This is a genomic window from Streptomyces sp. NPDC059852 (assembly GCF_042731455.1).
GTDB lineage: Bacteria > Actinomycetota > Actinomycetes > Streptomycetales > Streptomycetaceae > Streptomyces.
Window position 1 is genome coordinate 1 of record NZ_JBHWJK010000043.1, and the last position, 20,781, is coordinate 20,781.

Below are 20,781 nucleotides of genomic sequence, written 5' to 3' on the forward strand. Positions count from 1 at the left end.
GGCGGCGGGCTGGGGGGCCGGGGCCCTCCTGGGGACCGGGCCCCCGCCCCTCCCTTCCCCCCGGGCGGCGCCGCCCCGGGGGGCGCGGCCCGCCTCCCTCATGCCTCATCCCCGGCGGTCGGCGACCGCCCAGGAGGCGAGGGCGACGGCCCCCGCCACCCCGAAGACGGCCGGCCAGGCGCCGACCTTCCTGGCCAGCGGGTGCGAACCGGCGAAGGCGGCGGCATACGTGACGGTGAGGGCCACGGCGGCCCGGTCGCCGGCCTGCCGCCGCCACTGCTGTGCGGCCGTGGCCCCCGCGACGGCCAGCACGGCCCCGCCCAGCTGCCGCTTCCTGGTCCAGCGGGCCACGCCGTACCCGCCGACGAGCCCGCTCGCGGCGACCACCGCGCTGGGGATCCTCGCCATGTGTCCCTCCAACCGCTTGCGCCGGCCGCTGCTGCCGGCCGAGCTGTAGAGCATGAAGATAACGGGCGGGCCGGCGCCGCCTTCCACCGGCGAGCCCTTCCCGCTCCCGCCCGGCGCCGGAGCGGGCTCAGAGCACGTCGGCCAGCCGGTCCACCTGGTCGGGGTCGACGCCGTGGCAGTAGAGCATCACCTCGTGGACGCCCAGCCCGGCGTAGGCGGTGAGCGCCGCGCGGATCGCGGCCGGGGTGGTGAGCAGCCCCTCGGCCATCCGGTCGGCCATGCCCGTGAAGGCGTAGTAGGCGAGCAGCCGGGAACGGGCGTCGTCGAGCACGTCCCGCGGGCCGAGAGCCACGTTCACCTGGGCCACCAGGCGGGGTTCGCCGTCCCGGCCGTGCTCCCTCCAGAAACCGCGGACGGTGTCGAACAGGCCGCCCGCCCAGGAGGGCGGGGCCGCGGCGAGGAAGCCGTCGCCGAAGCGCGCGACGCGTTCGAGCGCGGCCGGCTGGAACCCGCCGAACAGCACCTGTGGCCCCCCTGCACGGGCGGGCGCGGGCCCGACGGGACCGGCACCCTCCCCGTACGCCTCACCCGCCCAAAGCCGCCGCATGAGGGCCATCTGCCGGTCCAGGAGCCGCCCCCGGGTCCGCAACTCGGTACCGGCGACCAGATGATCGTCCTCTCTGCCGCCGACCCCCAGCCCGAGGACGAGCCGCCCCCCGGTCATCCGGTCCAGGGTGGCCGCCTGCTTGGCCAGCAGGGCGGTGCCGCGCAACGGGGCGAGCAGCACCTCGGTCTGCACCCGGACGCGGGAGGTGGCACCGGCGAGGACGGAGAGGGCGACGAGCGGTTCGGGGTTGTCGTACACGAGACGGTCCAGCAGACCGAGGGTGCTGAAGGGACCGGCGTCGGCGCGCCGGGCCCAGGTGAGCAGGGCGGCGGGATCACCGACGGGCAGGCCGATGCCTACGTCGAGACGGGTGTTCATGTGGGAAACCTCCGGGATGAGGGGTCGGCGAAGTCGGCTGCCGCCCCTCCCGCACCTCATCGCGGAGGTGGGACGCTCCCACGCTGCGGCGTGTCTCCGGGGAACGTCTCGTCGAAGTGAGGGCACGGTATCGGCCCCCGAATACGCCCGGCCAACGATTTATCGAGCGGGCTCGCGGTTCAGTCGTCCGAGCCGGAGCTGGAGCCGGACCCGGACCTGGACGACCCCATCCCCCGGACGAGCGCCGTGACGATCCCGGCCACACCCAGCGTCACGGCGGACACCACCCGCACCCAGCGCGGCCCGCCCCGCGCCGCCCACACGACACAGACGCAGCCCACGACGACGAGCAGCAGAATCCCGGCCAGTACGAGCACACCCATGCGCTCTCCCCCTCGCTCGCCCCGGAAGGTCACCCCGGGGATCGGTACGGTCCGCCATCCTCCACCAGCGGCCCCGGACCCCACCCGCCGGGTCCATCCCGGCGACCCCGGACACGCGCGAGGGCCCCGGCACCGGGCGTGTGCCCGGGCCCGGGGCCCTCGTCGGGGTGAGTCGCCTGCCGTGAACGTACGGCTCAGTGGCCCCCACCGCAGCTGGAACCCAGGTGAGTCTGTTGCGCGCCGGGGCTTCCCTCACCGTTGATGAGATTGCCCCCGAGCCCGTTGAGAAGCCCGACCTCACCGAGGATGTCGAGGTTGAAGTCGTGTGAGTGACAACCGTCGCCACCGTAGGCGGGCTGCGCGCTGGCCGTGCCGGTGGCTATGCAGGTGAGGCTACCGATCACTACGGCCGCGAGAGCGGCCCTCTGAAGCTTGCGCATTCTTCCTCCTACGGGTGGGATCGGCCGAGCGCACACGAAATGATCCACTTTGCGCTCATCTCGGAGGCTAATCCGATATCCCACCCATCGCCGCTCGGGGACTGCCGAACGGGCCATGGGGGTGAGGGGGCATCAGTTCTGCCGATGATCCAGAGTCAGGTCAGCTGGGCAGTGCGCGGCATGAGGAGATGTCAGGAAGGGAACCCCGGCGATGCTCGCTAGCTGATCTTCGCCCGATGAAGGGTGAACAGATCGTGCCGCTGGTGATCGTCCTGGCCGATGAACGCCTTGAACTCCCCCAAGGCGTAGGCGATGACTCCGTTGGAGCGGGTTGTCATCGTCACGGCGAAGTCGTGGCCGAGGTGATTCAGGTGCCGCTCGACATCCGACTGCCCCAGGAAGGTGCCCTGCTTGGCGAGCCGCTCGATGATCTGGTCGACCGTCAGAGGCCGGCCCACGCCACGGAGAAGCTTGTACACCGGGTCAAGAACCCGGTCAGTGTTCTCCACGAGCTCCTTACGCTCCGCCTCCTTGAGGATGGCGTTGCGGATGGCCACTCCGAGAGCCTTGGCGACGGGCGGGGGGAATGCGTTCCCGATTTGCCGGTACACGGAGGTCTTACGCCCGTGGAACTCCCAGCGGAACTCCTTTTCCGGCGTTGTTCCGATGCCGTTAGCTGGCTTGATGTCGTCCCATCCCTGGATGCGGGCAACCATGGCTGTAGTGAGCTTCGGGCCGGGGACGCCTTCTGGGGCTCGCCAGCCCTTCTTGGGAGGTTCGTTAGCCACACCCATGGCGTCCACTCCAAGGGCTGCCCAGGCTCGCTTAGCGCGAGTAGGACCGAGGTCAGCGCCGCCGTGCTTTTTGGAGCCGCCGACGATCGTCGGCGCGATGTCGTTGGCCGTCTTGACCCAATCCGCTACTTGATCCTTCTCCCAGCCGTTGCTCGCCATGAGGTCCTCAAGGAGCTTTCCAACGCTGAGTGGCTCCTCCTCGTGAGGCGTCGGCCAGTGGAAGTACTCCGCGTACTCCCGCTTGAGGGCGACCAGGACGAACCGGGGCCGGAGCTGAGAGACGCCGAACTCATTGGCGTGAAGAAGCTTCCAGTCCCCGATATAGCCGTACTCGTGCAGCCGGTCCAATACGTGCTGCCGGTATGCCGTGAACCGGTTCGCGCTCAGACCTCGTACGTTCTCCAGAAGGAGGGCCTTCGGCTGGATTTCGCCACAAAGCTGGACGGCCCAGGCGAAGAGATCCCGCTCATCGGTCGCGCCGAGCTGCTTGCCCGCGATGCTGAACGGTGGACAGGGAACACCACCGGCGAGCAGGTCGATGTCCTTCCCCTTGAATTCCGTGGGGTCCCACGTGCCGGGGTCGGCGACGTCGCCGACCCTCACCGTGTCTGCCGCTTCTTCTTGGCTGTAGCCCAGGATGTCGTGCAGATTGCGACGCAGTGTGTTCGCGGCGCTTTCATCGAGCTCAACTGCGATCCGGTGGCGGAATCCCGCCCGCTCCAGACCGAGGGTCTGGCCTCCAGCGCCCGCGCAGATCTCGATGACCTCAAGCTGCCGATCGGGTTCCGGGGCCGCCATTTGAACTCCTTTCAAGCGCGCAGGCTTAGCCAGCGCGGAGCCAAGGTTGCCACCCTCGGCTGACTATCGCAGCGGGCACCCGCTGAACACGGCAGCAGCACCCTAGCCGCAGGCCCTGACAGCGTCACCTGAACGCGGCTGTCCGCTGGTCAGGGCTCCGAAGTCTACGGTGGGCTCCTGGTGCACGCGAAACCCGCCTGCCCCGTCGGCCGGGCGGCCCGCGGACGTCAGTCCTGCAAGGCCGCACGCACCTCATCCCGGGCGTCGGCCGGGAGCCGCCGGTAGGCGTTCCAGGCCCGGTCCAGTGGTGTCGAACCGCGCCGTCCGCGTTCGATCCACCGGAGGAGGCGGCGGCGTTCGCCCGAGTCGAGCGCCTGGATATCAGCCAGCGCCTCGTCTGCCCGGGCAGGCTGTCCGTCACCTCCCGCTCGGCACCGCTTGCATTCCGTGGTCAGGAGGATTCTCTCCCGGCCGTCAGGAAGCACGGTCGGCCGACGGGTGACGGAGAGGACGGCAGTCTGATTCGAGTCGTCAAGGTAAGCCTCACTCCCCGAAATGCCGCAAATCGTGCACATGTAGTCATCGCGGGCCATGGCCGCCTGCCGCTCCTTGTTGGAGACGGCTTTGTCAGGCGCTGCGGCCCGGCGTGCCGCGGGATCCCAGACCGGGACTCCGGCCTTGACGAAGCGCTGATCCTCCGCGACGAGCGTCGCGTCATCGGCGTTCGTGAAGAGGACCCAGCCGTAGTCACGCAGATCCCGTATGCGCCGGTCGGCTTGGGAGATACCGGGGAAGGCATCCCGGACCTGCTCCTTGTTGAAGGTCTGCCCTTCACCCACCACTTGAAGGAGCCAGAGCGCCCCGCGAACCATGGTCCCGGCCTTGAGCTCAGGGTCGTTCCAGGCAGGCAGTGTCACTTCGTGCTCCGTTCTCCCACTGATCAGAAGACCGATTGTGGGTCACAGGCCCACCTGCTGTCAGCAGGTGCTGCCATGATGCTGGGGCACAAGGTGACCTGGCTCCAAGGAGGCTCTGGCTATGGCTGTGAAGTTCGGCGTCCCGCCCGAGGGCGAGAAGATTCGCTCGCTGGTGGACGAACGGCTGAAGCAGGCCATGGCCGAGGACGGTGCGAAGATCACCGTGGAATGGCGGGGCGAGCAGAAGCACCTGCATGTGATCTCCATGCCGGTTGACATGCTCTACTTCAACCCCGACACCCACCGTATCCGCGCACAGCGCACACTCGATCCGGAACGCAACCGCGTCTTGGAGGAGGAGCCGTGGAGCGAGGCAGGACAAACGTATCTGCATGACCTGCTGCGTTGTCGGCCATCCAATCCTAATCAGAAGGACCCCGATTACACGGCCCTTCAGGATGAGCTGGACGATGTGGGCCAGCGCGAGCCCGGCATCATCAGTCCGGACGGCATTCTTGTCGATGGGAACACCCGATGCGCGGCCTTGAGGGACCTGGGCGTCAGGGATATCCGGGTTGGTGTGCTCCCCCCGGACACGTCGCGTCGCGATATCAACAACGTTGAGCTCGCCCTGCAGCTGCGTCGCGACAAACGTCGCGAGTACTCGTATATCAATCGCCTTATCGCGATCGAAGACGAGCTCGCGGACGGACGCCGCGAGGAAGACGTCGCCCGGGACTTCAATATCAAGAAGACGACCCTCCAGCAGGATCGCTGGGTGTACCAGTTGATCAACGATGCGATTGACCGCAGCCGGACGGTGAGCGGTGCCACGCTCCGGCTCATCGACTTCGAGGACCACCAGGAGAAACTCCGGGAGTTGCACCGCGACTACACCAAGCTCGCCAAGACCGACCCTGATGCCGCGGAACTGCTCAAGGAGTCCCGCCTGGCGATGGTGGTCCTGAACTACGCCAAGACGTCGGTGCGCTTGGCGGAGGCCGACTTCCACAGCCGCTATCTGGAAGAGCGACTCCCTGACGAACTGCGGCCCGCTGCCCAGGAGTCCGCAGCCGTGTCCATTCCCGGGCTGGTGGGTGTAGCGATTCCGGATGCCACGTCGACCGTGAAGACCACTCGTGCTCTCACCGATTCCCTGCTGCAGGCGAAGGCCGCGGCGCAAGCCGGTGGCTCCCTGGACGCCGTGTCCGTGGCGAAGGCTGATGCGCTCATCAAGACGGCACGCAAAACCTTCGATGCCGCCGTGAAGCTCGCTGGAGCCAACGCTGAACTGCAGAAGCGACAGGTGGCTGTTCCAGAGCGTCTGACGGACGCCGCTGACTACGTCAATCAGTGTGCGGCGGAGTTCGCCGAGGCCAGGGCTAAGCGGGCCCTTGACGAGGATGCGTTCGACGACGCACTTCTCACTCTGAGGGCCAGCCTGACCCGGCTCGCGAAGCAGGCAGGGCGCACTTTCAGTTCCCCTGGCAGTGGCGTTGCCTGGCTTCTCGACTCGACGCGGGAGAAGTGATGGCAGACCAGGCATCCGCGCCAAGCCTGGAGATCGGGTTCGGCGACGGTGTGACTCGGGCACGGCTCAGAGCGGGGACTGGCTACGAGAACGAGCTCCGGCGTCTTGCCCTCCGATTCCAGACCAGCGTGCAGCGGTCCCCGGGAACCATGGAGGTCGAGATCGATGACCTCTTGACGAACCTGGTGGCTCTCGCGAATTGGCCTGAGCCCGGCAGCGTCTCGTGGGACCCTCAACTGGCCTCCCTGGCGACAGACTCAGCCGTCGATGCGCAGACCGTGGCTCAACGTCTGGATCCGGCGGCAGGCCAGGGTGAGGAAGTTGACCGTGAGGAGGTCGACAGACGGCTCGGACCTGAGTGGGTCGCGGATCTCACCAGCTTCCAGCGCCGGGACATCGCCAAGCTGCTCTCCCTTCGTCACGGGGCTAACTTCTCTGTTCCCGGAGCCGGCAAGACCCGCGTTGGTCTGGCCGTCTTCCATGCGCTTCGTCGTGCTGAAGGCATCGAGCGGCTTCTCATCGTGGGGCCGAAGTCCTGCTTCGAGTCGTGGAAGCATGAGAACCGGCAGTGCCTGAGCGAGCCGCTGCGCATGGATGTCTTCACCAAGGATGCTGATCCAGCCGCTGACGCACTCATCGTCAACTACGAGCGGTTGCGGCAGGACGGTGTCGTGAACGAGCTCGGCCAGTGGCTGGCCGCGCGCCCGTCCATGCTTTTGCTCGACGAGGCGCACCGGATGAAGCGTGGCGCGGACGGAACCGATGGCGCAGCCTGCCTCGCGCTTGGGCCATGCAGCAGACATCGCTTGATCCTTACCGGCACGCCGGCTCCGAACGGCGTCAAGGACCTGGAGAATCTGTTCGGCTTCGTTTGGCCAGGCCATGGGCGTCAGAAGGTGATCCAGGCTGTGGCCGGCGGGGACCTAGCCAAGGCGAGTCAGGTCTTGCGGCCGTTGTTCACGCGTACGACGAAGGGTGAGCTCGGACTGCCGCCGGTGTCCACGACCCTTCGAACCGTTCCTATGCCGCCCCTTCACCAGGAGGTATACGAAGCGCTTGTTGGCCGCTTCTCCGCTCGTGCCGCGGGCTCAGAGGGAGATTTCCTGGCCCTCGGGAAGATCATCGTCTATATGCTCATGGCGGCCACCAGCCCGGCGCTCCTCGCTGTCGGGACAACGCGCTATGAACCGCTGTCGTACCGAGTGCCTCCCCTTTCCGTTCCTCAAGGTACGGCGCTCTTTGATTTGATGCAGGATCTTCCGAGTTACGAGTTGTCGCCGAAGTACCGCGAGGTGCTTGCCATTGTTAGCGAAAATGCGGCTAAGGGCCGTAAGACGCTCGTTTGGTCCACCTTTATCCGGAGTCTGAACACACTTGAGAACATGCTCAGCGAGTTCTCGCCAGCCCTGGTGTACGGCGGAATGGGGGACGCTGACCGCGAGGAGGCCATCAAGCGCTTCCGGCATGACAGTGACTCTATGGTCCTATTGTCGAACCCGGGCACCCTCGGTGAGGGAATCAGCCTTCATCATGACTGTCACGACGCTGTGTACGTGGACCGGGACTTCGCGGCCGGTCGTTTCCTGCAAAGCCTTGACCGGATTCACCGGCTTGGTCTGTCTCCCGAAACGGAAACGCGCGTTACTGTGCTTGCCTCAGAGGGGACCATCGACGAAGTAGTTGATCAGCGACTGGGTGACAAGCTGAATTTCATGGGGAGCATCCTCGATGACCCCGCGGTCCAGCAGCTGGCCGACCTGGAGGAAGAACCGGCCGTCGGTGGCGGCTTGGACCATCGAGACCTCCAAGCACTGATGGGTCATCTCCGTGCCCGTGCCGCCTGAACCGGTGCTGCGTGCGGCCGTCCGCTGGCTGGAGCGGCTGCCGGTCAGCGGAGCCGCGCGTGTCCGTGCCCTCTTCCATACGCACAGCGATTTCAGCGACATCACGCCGACGCAATACGACGCCGCGTACGCCTGGATCCGTGAGACGGGACTCCTGGACGACTCGCGCTCCTCAGTGCCCGTACGCTGCCGGGTCTTCGAAGCCGTCATGGTGCATAGCGGCGTGCCCTGGTTCCAGGACGCCGACCTGCTCATCCGCAGGCCCGATGAACTCCCGGAAGACGCTCTCCGCGCAGCGGAGTCCCTCGGGTTCGGCCCAGAGGAAGCGTATGCGCAACTCAACGCCGTGTGGAGCAAAGTTGACACCGAGAAGCGCTCACGTATCGGCTCGGCCGGTGAACTCGCTCTGCTCGAGCTGCTTTCTGAGTCGGCTGAAGGCCGCGTTGAGCACGTTGCCGCATGGTCTGACGGTCACGGCTACGACATTTTCGTCGACGGCTATCAGTATTGCGCCCACCTGGAAGTGAAAAGCACAGTCCGGCGGGGCCGCCTTACCATTTACATCTCCCGCAACGAGTACGAGACGATGCTGCGCGATCCGGCTTGGGAACTCGTAACCGTCCGCCTTACCGCAGAGCTGAAGCTTGCGTCAGTGGCTGTACTGCCCCGGGAATGGATCGCGGATCAGGTGCCCTCAGACCGTTCGCCCCAGGGGCGGTGGGAGTCGTGCCGACTCGATGTGCCGCCGGGGATATCTGTTCCAGGCATTCCCAGCATCGCCCCGATGCTTGCCAACACCGCGCCCGAGCTGCTCAGAGGGATGCCGCTTCACTAGAGCTGTCCTGTGCCGCAGCCGGGCGGGCGCGTGTCATTGGCTGGGTGATCAGGACGCTGCTACTCCTGCGTCCGAGATGAGAAACTCTGCCAGTTCTCCGAGCCATTGGTCGTCCGTGGGCTCAGGGCACTCTGTCAAGGGCTGCGCGTGCTCGAACGCGTCCTTCACAGCCGTGCGCCACTGATCGAGCGAGCCACGGATGATGAAGGGGCCAAGCCCGAACGTGACGCTGCCCTCATCGTCGACACGAAGCGGAGCCGTATCGTCGCCGACTGGGATATCGCTCGCGATTCCGGTGGAGGCCGCGTCGAGGGCCCTTTCAAAGTCCGCCGGATTGATCCACCCGGTCCAGTGCTGGCCGTCTGCCTCCGCTTCGGCTACCAGGACGCTTCGGCCGGCTTCGGAGTACCCGGCGAGCACGAGCGATCGCGGCGTGCGTGTCTCTGACTCTGTACCGGCTGCGGCTAGAAACGCGGGCCGGAACTGGTCGAGCAGCGCCGTGATCCGCTGTGCCAGCAACGTTCTGCGTGCGGCCAGGAAGTCACGGTAACCCTCCGCCTCAAGAACAGCTTGGTCGTCCGGGATGGCATGAGCGGTGCGGTCGCTGACGCCGACGCTCTGCGTATAGGCGGCAGGGGAACGGCCGCCGATGATGTTCTTCGCTGTCTGCTCAGAAACGAAGACGATGTTGGCGAGTTCGTTGATCTCGGTGGACGAGTATTTGGAGCCATGATTACGCAGCTTGGTGGCTGGGTGTACCAGGCTGTATTGCGGCTTCCCGGACTGGTCGACGGCCTCCGAGATGGGTCCGCCGTCCCACCAGTCGGTGGCACCCGCGTGAGCCGCCGCCAAGTAGCAGAACATCAGGTAAGGGCTCTGATGATTGCGGCCAGCCAGGTCGCTGGCCGTCACCGCGAAGCCGTGTTCGCGAATTCCAAGGTTGGCGAGCAGGGCTGCCGCAGGATCATCCGCGTCCAGCGTCCTGATGTCCTGGGTCAGCGTGGTGTCAGTGGCACCGCCGTACCGGTTGCGAGCGGTGGCAACCAGGAACCAGTACAGAAGGCCGTTCTCGACCTCCTTGGCCACTCGTGCGTCGCTCGGCTGCCGACCGTAGTACAGGATCAGAGGGTGGAGGGCGGCGAGTGACGGGATCAGGGCCGTCGTCGGGATGAGGAGCCGTTCCCGGAGAAGGGGAACGACGCGCGCGAGCCCACGCTGGACCTTCTCCCAGCCGGTCTCCACCATTTCCGTGCTGGCGGCGGTCAGCTTCGCCACCGATGCAAGGCGTGTGCCGGTCGTGGACAAGCTCAGAGTCAGGGCTTTGATGAGGAAGTTGACGTTCAGGGCGCCGTAGCCCTGCTCCGCCCAGCGAGCCGATTCGGCTTCCAGCTGTCCAAGGAAGCCGGGGGTGCGGGCGGAGAGCGTCGCCAGTGCGAGGTCAGTCGTCTTCAGTGCGCGTCCGCCGCTGTTCACGCGGACAAAGATGTCGGCGACCTCTTCATACTCGAAGTCATGCAGCACTTCCATATGGAAGTCTCGCTGCGTGATCTTCTGCAGCGCGCTGAGCCGACGCCCGATCTCCGGATCCGGCAGGGCGAGCCCAGCGCCCTTGAGTTCGCCGTGCAGCGCGAACATGTCGGCATCGGGTCCGACGACGTCATAGACCTTGATCCATTTTCGGTTCCGCCGGGTAGCGGCGCTCTGATTCTGGAAGGCCTCCGTCTCGATGTTGAAGACGACCTGGGCTTCCGGGTGATCGGTCAGGACGCGGAAGAGCGAAGTGAGCCGCTGCTGGCCGTCCAACAGGTAGAGAGGCATAACGCTCGGCAACGCTTGAGGCGTGCCGATTGCTGCCGCTCGGGTCTCAGCGGCCTGACCTGTCTTCCAGAACAGCAGGGATCCGGCCGGATACCCGCGATACAGCGACTCGATGAGACGTGCGACCTGCGATGCCTTCCACACATACCCGCGCTGGATCTCGGGGAGCATGATCTCTCCAGCCGCGATCTGCTTGATGAGTGTCCGGACGTCGCGGTTCGTGCGCTCGACCGCCACCTTGCCCCCCAGTGCTCCGCGCGGCCACGGGTACACACCGCGGCAGCTATGCCTTGAAGCGAGCCAAGCGGCACAGCCCCCCACAGAACCGGCCAAGACCGCTCACTCGCCGGAGATAGCGTAAGGGAGGCTGAACGCACTTGAGCCCGCACCCGTGCATCACCGGACGGCCCGGGGGCGTGAGAGCCGACCGGCAGGGGGACGCAGGGGTCAGGGGTGTCGTGTCCTCTTCTGCTGCGCCTTCCGGGCGGCGACTGCTGCGGCGACGGCGAGCGCGCAGTCCTCCGCTGAGTCGTGTTCCCAGAAGCGGAGCACAAGCCATCCCGCATCCCTAAGCCGCTGATCAGTGTCCCGGTCGCGCTCGACGTTGCGGAGCACCTTTTCCGACCAGTAGCCAGAATTGGTTTTTGGCGGGACATAGTGATCGGGGCACCCATGCCAGTAACAACCGTCGACGAAGACGGCGACCTTTGCCGGACCGAACACCATGTCGGCCGTCCGGCGCAGATCAGGCAGGGGGCGAGCGGCAACCCGGTAGCGCAGCCCTTTCGCATGCACTAGCTGCCGGAGCAGCTTCTCGGGCTTCGTGTCACGGCTTCGGATCGCCTGCATGTTGCGACGCCGGGCCGCGGACGAAGCCCAGGAACCTTCGGGCGCTACCCACGCGGGATCTTCGGACACACCAGAGAGATTAGTCCGCACCGGCTACGCCCCATGACACTCCCCATACCCCCGCCCCGACCCACACCAGCAAGCCGCCCCCCGCTGCGGCGGCCAGGCGGTGGCCCGGCCTCGGGCGGCGAGGGTGGTGGCGTACTGGGGGAGGAGGGCCGGGTCCTCCGGTGAGGAGAGTTCCGAGGCGGCGAAGGCCTCGTAGGACGGGACCGTGCCGGTGACGATGCCCAGGTTGGGGGTGCCGGAGGCGGACAGTTCGCGCAGGGACGTCTCTATCGTCGCCAGGTGCTCGTCGTACGAGGGGTACTCGGCGGACAGCGACGGGTACGCCGTCAGCAGTTCGGTCAGCTCGTCCGCCGGCCAGCGCAGCATCGCCACCGGGAACGGGCGTGACAGGGCCTCCCGGTAGGCGCCGAGCTCGGCGCGCAGGCGGGAGATCTCCGCCTCCAGCTCCGCCGGGTTGTCCGAGCCCAGGGACCAGACCCGCTTGGGGTCGTGGAGCTCGTCCAGGGAGACCGGCATCGAGTGCAGGGTGTCCGCGAGGGCGTCCCACTCGTCGTGGGCCAGGCCCAGCATGCGGCGCACCCGGTGGCGGCCGAACAGCAGCGGATGCGTCGCGTACGGGGGTTCCTCGCCGTCCGTCAGGAGGAGCCGGGCCGCCTGTGTGAACGTCTCCTGCGCCTGCTCCAGTTCGTCGTGCGCCTCCAGCGCCTCCGCGACGATCACCCAGGGCGCCGGGTCCCTCGGGGCGGACGCACGGACGCCGTCGATGATCGCCCTGGCCTCGGCCTCGTGGCCGTACTCCCAGAGGTTCGACGCCTTGAGGGCGCGCACCAGATGGGGGTTCTCCAGGGGGTCCGACGACGCCAGCAGGCGGTCGTACAGGGCGGTCGCGGCGGGGCGGTCGCCGGACAGTTCCAGGTGGGCCGCGGCCCGCAGCAGCAGGGCCTCGGCGTCCTCGGGGTAGAGGCCGGCGGTTCGCTCCAGGCGTGCCGCCTCGGCGGGGTGGTCGACGTTTTCGGCAGGCGTGTCGGGGCGCATGGGGGACACCGTACTGCCCGTACATGTCCGGGGAGAGGACGGAGGGGAGAAGTCGGTCACCCCTGCTCCCCCCTCGGCTCCCCTCAGGCCGTCCGCTCCCGCAGCGCCGCCACCGCGGCCGCCGCCACCAGCGACAGGACCGCCGAGACGACCATCGCGATGTCGGCGCCGTGGGACAGGCCCCCCTTCGTGGAGGTCACGACCGCGATCGTGAGCGCCACGCCCGCGCAGGAGCCGATGTACCGGAAGGTCTGCTGGGCGCCCGAGCCCATCGCGGCCCGCTGGGCCGGGACCGACTCCACGGCGAGCAGGGGCAGCGCGGCGTTGAGCAGGCCGCTGCCCACCCCGGCGACGATCAGGCCGGGCAGCAGCCGGGTCCAGGAGCCGGAGCCGAGCGAGCCCAGCAGGGCCAGGGTGCCGGCCGCGTGCAGGGCGAAGCCGAGGGCCAGCTGGAGGCGCGGCGCCATGCGGCCCGCCAGCCTGCGGGCCTGGAGGGCCACGGCGAACGACAGCCCGGACCACAGCAGGAACAGCCAGGCCGTGTCCATCGCGGACAGGCCGAGCGTCTGCTGGAGCAGCGCGGGCAGGAAGCTGAACAGGCCGATCACCGCGAGGCCGGTGAACAGGCCGCCGGTGGAGGACGCCAGGAATCCGGGGCGGCGCAGCAGCCCCAGGTCGATCATCGGGGTCGCCGTGCGCCGCTCCACGACCGCGAAGAGGCCCAGCAGGACCACGGCCGCGAGGAGCAGCAGGGCCACGGGTGCCCGCAGCCAGCCGTCCCGGCCCAGGGTCAGCGCCGCGACCAGGGCGACCAGCGCCAGGCCGAAGGCGACCGCGCCGGCCAGGTCGGGCCGGCCGCCGCGCGGGGCGCGGGACTCGGTGAGGGCGCGGTGGGACAGGGCGGCCACGACGAGCGCCGCCGCGCCCAGCACGCCGTAGGCGACGCGCCAGCTGGGCATCGAGCCGGTGACGAGGGGGCCGACGGCGATGCCGCCGCTGACGAACGCGCCCCACACCCCGGTGGCGTGCAGCCGGCCGCGTGGGCTCGGGAAGGCGTGGACGATCAGGCCGAGGCTGCTGGCGAGGAGGGCCGCGCTCGCGGCGCCCTGCGCGACGCGGGCCAGTGTGAACAGCCAGGTCGAACTGGTCAGCGCGCCCAGCGCGGTGGTGACGCCGAGCGCGAGGGTGCCCGCGACGAAGACGCGGCGCCGCCCGTAGTCGTCGGCGAGGCTGCCGGCGACCAGGAGCAGGGCGGCGAGGCCCAGCGGTGTGCCGTTCAGGAGCCACGCCTGCGCGGAGAGCGGGGTGTGCAGATCGGCGGCGGTCTCGGGCAGCGTGACCATCGGGGCCGTGTACGTCATCAGGGCGACGGCGGTGGCGGCGCTGGTCAGCGCGAGGGTGGCGCGGGCCGGGCGCGGGCCGGGCGGGGCGGGCGGGTCGGCGGCCGGGGCGGGAGCTGCGGCGGCGTCAGTTCGTTCAGTGAACCTTGGCATGGGGTCACCGTAGCATCGTGAGTCTGTTCACTGAACCAAGGAGGTGGAAAGGGGTACAGTGAAGGGCATGGCATTGGGCAAGGACTACGCGGCGCAGGAATGCTCCATCGCCCGCGCGCTGGAGATCGTCGGTGAGCGGTGGACGCTCCTGATCGTCCGCGACGCGCTCTACGGCGTCCGGCGCTACAACGACTTCCTCGTCCACCTCGGCATCCCGCGCGCCGTCCTGGCCGCCCGCCTCCAGACGCTCACCACCGAGGGCATCCTCGTCAAGCACCGCTACCAGCAGTCCCCGCCGCGCGACGAGTACGTCCTCACCGAGCGCGGCACCGCCCTGTGGCCCACGCTGCGGGCGCTCGGTCTGTGGGGCCGCGAGCACTTCGGCGAGCGCAAGCTGCGCTCCTTCCGGCACGCCGGCTGCGGGACCGAGCTGGGGGCGTACGGCGAGTGCCCCGCCTGCGGGACGGTCGTCCCCGTCGCCGACGTCGAGATGGTGCCGGGCCCCGGACTCGACCCCCACCCCGCCGACCCGGTCGGCCAGGCCCTGCTGCGGCCCAAGCGCCTGCTGGAACCCCTCGTGGTGGAGCCCGCCTGACCAGGGGCGAGGGGCCGGAACGATTCCCTCCCGTCGCGCGTCCTGTATAAACGAACGTCAGGACCAGTGAGGCAGACGCCAGCACGCCGTGGGGAGGCAGCCGATGATCCGCACAGCGTCGCGGCTGCGGCCCGCCACCCTGCTGGTGCTCCTCTTCCTGGAGATCGCGCTCCTCGACACGGGCAGCCTCTCCGCGACCGTCGCCCTCGCCGCCACCGCCGCCGCGAGCTCGGCGTTCGCCGCCTGCTCCCTCCTCGCCTCGCGCGCCGCTCCCTCCGTGCCGCCCACCCGCGTACGGACGGCCATCCGCGACCGGGCCCGGCGGACCGCCTTCCTGCCCCAACGCGACCCCGACGCCTCCGGCCGCCCACGGCCCAGGGCACCCGGGCACGCCCTCGCGACGACCTTCGCGTAGGGCCCACACCCACCCGACTCCGGCACGCCTCGATGTGACCGTGTGACCCCACGCGGGTCGTCATGCCGCCATGCCGTCTCCCCGGCATCCACCCCACTCCGGCACGACGAGACCCACGGAGGGCTCACCCATGTCCGTCTTCGCCGACCTCGTGTCGCGCCTCGCCGACCTGCTCACCCCGCTGTTCGGCGCCACCGCGGCCGCCGCCGCGATCGTCCTGTTCACCGCCCTCGTACGGCTGCTCGTGCACCCCCTGTCCCGGGCCGCCGCGCGGGGCCAGAAGGCGCGCCAGGAACTCCAGCCGAAGATCGCCGAGCTGCGCAGGAAGCACGGCCGCAACCCCGAGCGGCTTCAGCAGGCCGTCGTGGAGTTGCACCGCGAGGAGAAGGTGTCCCCGCTCGCCGGCTGTCTTCCGGGCCTGTTCCAGCTGCCCGCCTTCTTCCTGCTGTACCACCTGTTCTCCAACACGACGATCGGCGGCCGGGCCAACGAGCTGCTGTCCCACCAGCTGTTCGCCGCGCCCCTCGGCGACCGCTGGGCCGACGCGCTCGGCGACGGGGGCGCGCTCGGCCCGGCCGGGCTCGTGTACCTCGCGCTGTTCCTGCTGGTCGCCGGTGTCGCCGTGTTCAACTACCGCCGTACGAAGCGGATGATGGCCGCCAACCCGGTGGCGCCCGTGGCCGACGGCCAGGCCGTGCCCGGCATGGGGGCGATGAGCAAGGTCATGCCGTTCATGTCCTTCTTCACCCTCGTCACCGTCGCCGTGGTGCCGCTGGCCGCCGCCCTCTACGTGGTGACCAGCACGACGTGGAGCGCCCTCGAGCGCGCCGCCCTCTACCGCTGACGCCGAGCCCCGGGTCCAGTACGTGAACCGGGTCTTGCGGACTGCCCGCGCAGCTTGGACGATCGACCAGTCCTCCGATGGCTGCACCCGTCGGCGGACGCCCCACGATCGAGGGAGATTGTGACCATGAAGCTGCTGCGCGTCGGTACGGCCGGATCGGAGCGGCCCGCGCTGCTCGACGCCGAGGGGACCCTGCGGGACCTGTCGGGCCTCGTGTCGGACATCGACGGACCGCTGCTCGCCGACCCCGAGGCGCTCGGCCGCGTCCGCGCCGCCGCCGGCACGGGCGAGCTGCCCGCGCTGGACCCGGAAGGGCTGCGGATCGGGCCGCCGCTCGGGCGGATCGGCAAGATCGTGTGCATCGGCCTCAACTACCACGACCACGCCCGCGAGACCGGCGCCGAGCCGCCGTCCGAGCCGGTCGTCTTCTTCAAGGCGCCGGACACCGTCGTCGGCCCCGACGACACCGTGCTGGTGCCGCGCGGGTCGGTCAAGACGGACTGGGAGGTCGAGCTCGCCGTCGTCATCGGCCGTACGGCCCGCTACCTGGAGTCCGCCGAGGAGGGGCTCGCGCATGTCGCCGGGTACGCGGTGGCCCACGACGTGTCCGAGCGGGAGTTCCAGATCGAGCGGGGCGGCACCTGGGACAAGGGCAAGAACTGCGAGACGTTCAACCCGCTGGGCCCGTGGCTGGTGACGGCCGACGAGGTGCCCGACCCGCAGAGTCTCGCGCTGCGGCTGTGGGTCAACGGCGAGCTGAAGCAGGACGGCACGACGGCCGAGCAGATCTTCCCGGTGGGGGAGGTCGTGCGGTACGTCAGCCACTTCATGACGCTCCACCCCGGTGACGTCATCAACACGGGGACGCCGGCCGGGGTCGCCCTCGGCCGCCCCGAGCCGAAGCCGTACCTGCGTGCCGGGGACGTCGTGGAGCTGGAGATCGACGGGCTCGGCCGGCAGCGGCAGGAGCTCGAGCAGGCGTGACGGACGGGACCGCGTGGCCGATCGGGCCACGCGGTCCCGGCGCCTCCTACTGCTTCGCCAGGAAGCTCTCCACCGCCTCCACCACCATCCGGTGGTCCGCCAGTTGTGGCAGCCCGCTCACCGTGACCGCGCCGACGACCCCGACGCCCTCCACGGTGATCGGGAACGAGCCGCCGTGCGCCGCGTAGACGTCGGGGTCCAGACGCGAGGACTCCTCGAAGGTCGTGCCCTTGGCGCGGAACCGGGCGCCCACGAGGTAGGACGAGGCGCCGTAGCGCTCCACGACCCGGCGCTTGCGGGCGATCCAGGCGTCGTTGTCGGGCGTGGAGCCCGCCAGCGCGGCGTGGAAGAGCTGCTGCCCGGCGCGGTGGACGTCGATCGCGACCGGCGCCTGGCGCTCCCGGGCCAGCTCCACCAGCAGGGAGCCCAGCGCCCACGCGTCGTCGTGGGTGAACCGGGGGAAGACCAGGCGCCGCTCCTCGGCCTCGAGCTCCTCCAGCGAGGGCGTGAGCTCGGGCTGGAACTTCGGGGTCGGTCCGCTCGTGCGCGTCACAGGGTCACCGTCACTCCGTCACGGGCGGAGCGTCGCGCCGCCTCCAGTACGTCCAGGGCGGCGGCCGCCTCCAGGGCGGTCACCGGGTTGGGGCCGCCGTCGCGCAGGGCCGCCGCGACGGCCGCGTAGTAGGCGGGGTAGTCGCCGGGCAGGGTCGGGACGGCGCTGCCGCCGCCCGTGAGCGGGGACTCGCCGGCGCCGAGCCGCCCGTACAGCTCCTCGGGTTCCGTGCCCCAGTCCGCCTCGTCGCCGGGCCGCCGTCCCTCGCGCAGCGCCGCCTCCTGCGGGTCCAGTCCGTGCTTGACGTACCCGGCCTTCGAGCCGAGCACCCGGAAGCGGGGGCCGAGCTGGGCGGCCGTGGCGGAGACGTACAGATGGGAGCGGACGCCGTTCGCGTGGGTCAGGGCGAGGAAGGTGTCGTCGTCGGTCTCGGCGCCGGCGCGGCGGACGGCCGCCTCGGCGTACACCTGGGTGACCGGGCCGAAGAGGACGAGGGCCTGGTCGACGACGTGGCTGCCGAGGTCGTAGAGCAGACCTCCGATCTCTGCGGGGTCGCCGGACTCCCGCCAGCCGCCCTTGGTCTGCGGACGCCAGCGCTCGAAACGGGACTCGAAGCGCCACACGTCGCCCAGCTCGCCGTCGGCGAGGAGCCGGCGCAGGGTGAGGAAGTCGTTGTCCCAGCGGCGGTTCTGGAAGACGGACAGCAGCAGGCCCCGCTCCTCGGCCAGCGCCGCCAGCTCCCGCGCCTCGGCCGCCGTGCCGGCCAGCGGCTTGTCCACGACGACCGGCAGGCCGGCCTTCAGGGCGGCGGTGGCGAGCGGGACGTGCGTCTTGTTCGGGGACGCGACGACGAGCAGGTCGAGATCGCCGGCGCGGGCGAGCAGGTCGTCCGTCGACGCGGCGACCCTTGCGTCCGGGTGCTCGGCGCGGGCCTGCCGCTGCCGCTCGGGGTTCGACGTGACCACCGTGTCGAGGGCGAGCCCCTCGGTGGTGGCGATCAGCGGGGCGTGGAAGACGGAGCCGGCCAGGCCGTAGCCGACGAGGCCCACGCGGAGGGGAGTAGCACTCATACGCCCCACTTTCGCAACGCTGTTGCCAAAGTGCAAGCGCCGGGGAGAATGGGAGGCGTGAACAGGACGGAAGGCGGGGCCGGCGGGGTGAACCTGGGCGCCCTGCGCAGCCACAACACCGCGCTCGTGCTCGATCTGCTGCGCACGGCCGGCCCCGGCGGCATCAGCCGGCTCGAAATCGCCGAGCGCACCGGGCTCACCCCGCAGGCGGTCAGCAAGATCACGGCCCGGCTGCGGGAGGAGGGCCTCGCGGCGGAGGCGGGCCGCCGGGCCTCCACCGGCGGCAAGCCGCGGACCGTGCTGCGGCTGGTCCCCGAGGCCGGGCACGCGGTCGGCGCGCACCTCGACCGGGACGAGCTGACGGCCGTGCTCTGCGACCTCACCGGCACCGTCGTGGCCCGGCGCCGCGCCGCCCTGGACCTCGGCGCCGGCGCGGACACGGTCGTCGACCGGCTGGTGAGCGAGGTGACGGGCCTGGTGTCCGGGGCCGCCCGGCCCGGCCCGGTGCTCGGCGTCGGCGTGGCGCTGCCCGGACCACTCGACCACCGGCGCGGCGTCCTGCACCGGGTCACCGGATTCCCCGAGTGGAACGGCTTCCCGCTGCGCAGCGTCCTGCTGCGGCGCCTGTCGCTGCCCGTCGTCGTGGACAAGGACACCAACGCCGCCGCCCTCGCCCTCGCCGTCGGCCCCCCGGAGACGGCCGGCGCCTCCTTCGCCTATCTGCACTTCGGGGCGGGGCTCGGCGGCGGGCTCGTCATCGGCGGGACCGTGCACCGGGGCACCCGCACCGGCGCCGGGGAGTTCGGGCACCAGGTGGTCCAGCTGGACGGCCCGCTCTGCGGATGCGGCAACCGCGGCTGTGTCGAGGCCCTGTGCCTGGCCGCCGTCGCCCGGGGCGACACGGCGGAGGCGGCCCGGGTGCTCGGCACCGCCGCCGGCAACCTGGTCGCGCTGCTCGACGTCGACCTCGTCCTGCTCGGCGGACGCACGGTCGCCGCCGCACCGGACACCTACGTCGACGGGGTCGCCGCCGTCCTCGACGCCCGCGCCCGGCGCGCCGGCGAGGAGACGGTCCCCGTACGGCTCGCGCCCGGCGCGGGCGACGGAGTGGCCGAGGGGGCGGCGCAACTGCTGCTCGCGCCGCTGTTCGGACGGGCCGAGGGGTGACCCGGGCGGGCCGCCCCCGGCCGGGTGGCGGTCCTGCGCCGATCGGGCGGATCCGCGTGGCCGTACGGGACGGCGTCGCCCGAAAGGCCCTCCGGACCGGCATGGTCATGTGTTCATGCGACTGCACACACCCGTAGCCCTCTGCCTCGCGGCAGCCGCCCTCGTCGCCGTCGCACCCCCGGTGAGCGCGGAACCCGCCGCACCCCGCTGCGCCGGCGACGGCGGCACCTTCCCGCTGGCCACCCGTCTGCACGGCGGGCCGAAGACGTACACGGCGGGCGGCGGATTCGGCACCTGGTACCTGGACCTGAGGAACCGGACCGGCCGCACCTGCACCGGCATCCACCCCGTCGTCGTCCTCGTCGACGACGAGCGCAGCCTCACCTCGTCCCAGCCGCGCCTGGAGTTCTACCCGGGCGGCCGCGACGACCGGCCCCGGCCCGTCCGCTTCGAAAGCACCGACCAGGACGAGCTCGTCGGCGCCTTCGACGGCTTCCCCGGCTTCACCGTCGGCCCCCGCGAGACCGTCAGCGTGAAGGTCCGGCTCGCCCTCACCTCCGACGCCGCCCCCAACGAGGTCACCGCCAACGCGGCCGTCGTCCAGCGGCACGACGGCGACGGCGACTGGGTCGGCCAGTCCGGCGACTACCGGTTCACCATCGAGGCGGCTCCCACGGACGACGACGACCCGTCCGGCAGCGCGACCCCGGACGGCACGGACGGCCCGAGCGACCCCGCCGAACGGGACGCCTCGGGCGTGCCCGCCGACCCGGACGCCTCCCCGTCCCCCGGCGAGACCCCACGCGAGCGCCTCACCCTCGCCGACGAACTGGCCCGCACCGGCCTCACCTCCCCGCCCGGCGTCACCTTCACCACCACCCTCGCCCTGCTGCTCGCCGGAGCCACCCTCCTGATCGCCCGCAAGCGCCGCTGAGACGACGGGGACCCTTGGGC

The 20,781-nt window shown here is 70.0% G+C and carries 21 protein-coding genes; 9 read left to right on the top strand and 12 right to left on the bottom strand.

Features of this window, described 5'->3' with window-relative positions:
* Window positions 1-105: 105 nt before the first annotated feature.
* From ACFV46_RS32840 to ACFV46_RS32865, 6 genes are all read right to left on the bottom strand, one after another.
* Window positions 106-408 (bottom strand): hypothetical protein, encoded by a 303-nt coding sequence (locus tag ACFV46_RS32840; RefSeq protein ID WP_062665287.1) that lies wholly within the window; start codon window positions 406-408, stop codon window positions 106-108.
* Between the two features lie 127 nt (window positions 409-535).
* On the bottom strand, window positions 536-1,393 hold the full coding sequence (locus tag ACFV46_RS32845; protein WP_361924570.1) for an LLM class flavin-dependent oxidoreductase: 858 nt from the start codon (window positions 1,391-1,393) through the stop codon (window positions 536-538).
* A gap of 179 nt (window positions 1,394-1,572) precedes the next feature.
* Window positions 1,573-1,776 carry a hypothetical protein gene (locus ACFV46_RS32850; protein ID WP_376726767.1) on the bottom strand — a complete coding sequence of 68 codons (204 nt, stop codon included), beginning with the start codon at window positions 1,774-1,776 and terminating at the stop codon, window positions 1,573-1,575.
* Between the two features lie 194 nt (window positions 1,777-1,970).
* Window positions 1,971-2,216 (bottom strand): hypothetical protein, encoded by a 246-nt coding sequence (locus ACFV46_RS32855; protein WP_376726766.1) that lies wholly within the window; start codon window positions 2,214-2,216, stop codon window positions 1,971-1,973.
* Between the two features lie 218 nt (window positions 2,217-2,434).
* A complete protein-coding gene (locus ACFV46_RS32860) occupies window positions 2,435-3,808 on the bottom strand; it encodes a DNA cytosine methyltransferase (protein ID WP_385500875.1) in 1,374 nt (457 codons plus the stop codon).
* 227 nt (window positions 3,809-4,035) lie between these two features.
* On the bottom strand, window positions 4,036-4,725 hold the full coding sequence (locus tag ACFV46_RS32865) for a hypothetical protein (protein WP_376726764.1): 690 nt from the start codon (window positions 4,723-4,725) through the stop codon (window positions 4,036-4,038).
* A gap of 121 nt (window positions 4,726-4,846) precedes the next feature.
* Here ACFV46_RS32865 and ACFV46_RS32870 point away from each other — a divergent pair, with 121 nt between their 5' ends.
* From ACFV46_RS32870 to ACFV46_RS32880, 3 genes are read left to right on the top strand one after another with little or no spacing between them, the layout of a single operon-like run.
* Complete coding sequence (locus ACFV46_RS32870) at window positions 4,847-6,256, top strand: transcriptional regulator (protein WP_385500876.1); 1,410 nt, start codon at window positions 4,847-4,849, stop codon at window positions 6,254-6,256.
* Window positions 6,256-8,100, top strand: coding sequence for a DEAD/DEAH box helicase (locus ACFV46_RS32875; protein ID WP_385500878.1), 1,845 nt, complete (start codon window positions 6,256-6,258; stop codon window positions 8,098-8,100). The genes ACFV46_RS32870 and ACFV46_RS32875 overlap by 1 nt, the downstream gene beginning before the upstream one ends.
* Window positions 8,084-8,935, top strand: a complete 852-nt coding sequence (locus ACFV46_RS32880; protein WP_376726761.1) for a protein NO VEIN domain-containing protein — start codon at window positions 8,084-8,086, stop codon at window positions 8,933-8,935. Before ACFV46_RS32875 ends, ACFV46_RS32880 begins: the two co-directional genes overlap by 17 nt.
* 48 nt (window positions 8,936-8,983) lie before the next feature.
* Here ACFV46_RS32880 and ACFV46_RS32885 read toward each other — a convergent pair whose 3' ends face one another.
* From ACFV46_RS32885 to ACFV46_RS32900, 4 genes are all read right to left on the bottom strand, one after another.
* Entirely contained in the window at window positions 8,984-10,990 is a 2,007-nt protein-coding gene (locus tag ACFV46_RS32885; RefSeq protein ID WP_385500881.1) for a DUF262 domain-containing protein, read from the bottom strand.
* A gap of 210 nt (window positions 10,991-11,200) precedes the next feature.
* On the bottom strand, window positions 11,201-11,671 hold the full coding sequence (locus ACFV46_RS32890) for a very short patch repair endonuclease (protein ID WP_376726759.1): 471 nt from the start codon (window positions 11,669-11,671) through the stop codon (window positions 11,201-11,203).
* Window positions 11,672-11,695: 24 nt separating this feature from the next.
* The gene (locus tag ACFV46_RS32895; protein ID WP_385500883.1) at window positions 11,696-12,706 is read right to left on the bottom strand and encodes an SEC-C metal-binding domain-containing protein; all 1,011 of its coding nucleotides are present in this window, start codon (window positions 12,704-12,706) and stop codon (window positions 11,696-11,698) included.
* Window positions 12,707-12,789: 83 nt separating this feature from the next.
* The gene (locus ACFV46_RS32900) at window positions 12,790-14,199 is read right to left on the bottom strand and encodes an MFS transporter (protein WP_385500885.1); all 1,410 of its coding nucleotides are present in this window, start codon (window positions 14,197-14,199) and stop codon (window positions 12,790-12,792) included.
* A 67-nt stretch (window positions 14,200-14,266) separates the two neighbouring features.
* On the opposite strand from ACFV46_RS32900, the gene ACFV46_RS32905 reads away from it, so the two are divergent.
* The 4 genes from ACFV46_RS32905 (at window position 14,267) to ACFV46_RS32920 (ending at window position 17,037) form a co-directional block, all read left to right on the top strand.
* Window positions 14,267-14,794: a winged helix-turn-helix transcriptional regulator gene (locus ACFV46_RS32905; RefSeq protein WP_376726756.1), complete on the top strand. Its 528-nt coding sequence runs from the start codon at window positions 14,267-14,269 to the stop codon at window positions 14,792-14,794.
* A gap of 103 nt (window positions 14,795-14,897) precedes the next feature.
* Complete coding sequence (locus tag ACFV46_RS32910) at window positions 14,898-15,209, top strand: DUF6412 domain-containing protein (RefSeq protein ID WP_361924603.1); 312 nt, start codon at window positions 14,898-14,900, stop codon at window positions 15,207-15,209.
* Between the two features lie 130 nt (window positions 15,210-15,339).
* The gene (locus ACFV46_RS32915; RefSeq protein WP_376726755.1) at window positions 15,340-16,053 is read left to right on the top strand and encodes a YidC/Oxa1 family membrane protein insertase; all 714 of its coding nucleotides are present in this window, start codon (window positions 15,340-15,342) and stop codon (window positions 16,051-16,053) included.
* Window positions 16,054-16,179: 126 nt separating this feature from the next.
* Window positions 16,180-17,037 carry a fumarylacetoacetate hydrolase family protein gene (locus ACFV46_RS32920; protein WP_385500886.1) on the top strand — a complete coding sequence of 286 codons (858 nt, stop codon included), beginning with the start codon at window positions 16,180-16,182 and terminating at the stop codon, window positions 17,035-17,037.
* 46 nt (window positions 17,038-17,083) lie between these two features.
* Here the strand turns inward: ACFV46_RS32920 and ACFV46_RS32925 are convergent, their stop codons facing one another.
* Together ACFV46_RS32925 and ACFV46_RS32930 are read right to left on the bottom strand one after the other, a co-directional pair.
* Window positions 17,084-17,590 carry a heme-degrading domain-containing protein gene (locus ACFV46_RS32925; protein WP_361924609.1) on the bottom strand — a complete coding sequence of 169 codons (507 nt, stop codon included), beginning with the start codon at window positions 17,588-17,590 and terminating at the stop codon, window positions 17,084-17,086.
* The gene (locus ACFV46_RS32930) at window positions 17,587-18,660 is read right to left on the bottom strand and encodes a Gfo/Idh/MocA family oxidoreductase (protein WP_376726753.1); all 1,074 of its coding nucleotides are present in this window, start codon (window positions 18,658-18,660) and stop codon (window positions 17,587-17,589) included. The genes ACFV46_RS32925 and ACFV46_RS32930 overlap by 4 nt, the downstream gene beginning before the upstream one ends.
* 48 nt (window positions 18,661-18,708) lie before the next feature.
* On the opposite strand from ACFV46_RS32930, the gene ACFV46_RS32935 reads away from it, so the two are divergent.
* Together ACFV46_RS32935 and ACFV46_RS32940 are read left to right on the top strand one after the other, a co-directional pair.
* Window positions 18,709-19,827 carry an ROK family protein gene (locus ACFV46_RS32935; protein WP_385500888.1) on the top strand — a complete coding sequence of 373 codons (1,119 nt, stop codon included), beginning with the start codon at window positions 18,709-18,711 and terminating at the stop codon, window positions 19,825-19,827.
* Between the two features lie 115 nt (window positions 19,828-19,942).
* Window positions 19,943-20,761, top strand: a complete 819-nt coding sequence (locus ACFV46_RS32940) for a hypothetical protein (RefSeq protein WP_385500889.1) — start codon at window positions 19,943-19,945, stop codon at window positions 20,759-20,761.
* Window positions 20,762-20,781 lie beyond the last annotated feature (20 nt).

What these genes read in the sequence shown, in the direction of transcription:
- ACFV46_RS32920 (WP_385500886.1), top strand. Translation starts at nt 16,180, where the DNA reads ATGAAGCTGCTGCGCGTCGGTACGGCCGGATCGGAGCGGCCCGCGCTG.
- ACFV46_RS32900 (WP_385500885.1), bottom strand. Translation starts at nt 14,199, where the DNA reads ATGCCAAGGTTCACTGAACGAACTGACGCCGCCGCAGCTCCCGCCCCG.
- ACFV46_RS32905 (WP_376726756.1), top strand. Translation starts at nt 14,267, where the DNA reads ATGGCATTGGGCAAGGACTACGCGGCGCAGGAATGCTCCATCGCCCGC.
- ACFV46_RS32935 (WP_385500888.1), top strand. Translation starts at nt 18,709, where the DNA reads ATGGGAGGCGTGAACAGGACGGAAGGCGGGGCCGGCGGGGTGAACCTG.
- ACFV46_RS32895 (WP_385500883.1), bottom strand. Translation starts at nt 12,706, where the DNA reads ATGCGCCCCGACACGCCTGCCGAAAACGTCGACCACCCCGCCGAGGCG.
- ACFV46_RS32870 (WP_385500876.1), top strand. Translation starts at nt 4,847, where the DNA reads ATGGCTGTGAAGTTCGGCGTCCCGCCCGAGGGCGAGAAGATTCGCTCG.
- ACFV46_RS32840 (WP_062665287.1), bottom strand. Translation starts at nt 408, where the DNA reads ATGGCGAGGATCCCCAGCGCGGTGGTCGCCGCGAGCGGGCTCGTCGGC.
- ACFV46_RS32860 (WP_385500875.1), bottom strand. Translation starts at nt 3,808, where the DNA reads ATGGCGGCCCCGGAACCCGATCGGCAGCTTGAGGTCATCGAGATCTGC.
- ACFV46_RS32915 (WP_376726755.1), top strand. Translation starts at nt 15,340, where the DNA reads ATGTCCGTCTTCGCCGACCTCGTGTCGCGCCTCGCCGACCTGCTCACC.
- ACFV46_RS32875 (WP_385500878.1), top strand. Translation starts at nt 6,256, where the DNA reads ATGGCAGACCAGGCATCCGCGCCAAGCCTGGAGATCGGGTTCGGCGAC.
- ACFV46_RS32855 (WP_376726766.1), bottom strand. Translation starts at nt 2,216, where the DNA reads ATGCGCAAGCTTCAGAGGGCCGCTCTCGCGGCCGTAGTGATCGGTAGC.
- ACFV46_RS32845 (WP_361924570.1), bottom strand. Translation starts at nt 1,393, where the DNA reads ATGAACACCCGTCTCGACGTAGGCATCGGCCTGCCCGTCGGTGATCCC.
- ACFV46_RS32940 (WP_385500889.1), top strand. Translation starts at nt 19,943, where the DNA reads ATGCGACTGCACACACCCGTAGCCCTCTGCCTCGCGGCAGCCGCCCTC.
- ACFV46_RS32910 (WP_361924603.1), top strand. Translation starts at nt 14,898, where the DNA reads ATGATCCGCACAGCGTCGCGGCTGCGGCCCGCCACCCTGCTGGTGCTC.
- ACFV46_RS32850 (WP_376726767.1), bottom strand. Translation starts at nt 1,776, where the DNA reads ATGGGTGTGCTCGTACTGGCCGGGATTCTGCTGCTCGTCGTCGTGGGC.
- ACFV46_RS32930 (WP_376726753.1), bottom strand. Translation starts at nt 18,660, where the DNA reads ATGAGTGCTACTCCCCTCCGCGTGGGCCTCGTCGGCTACGGCCTGGCC.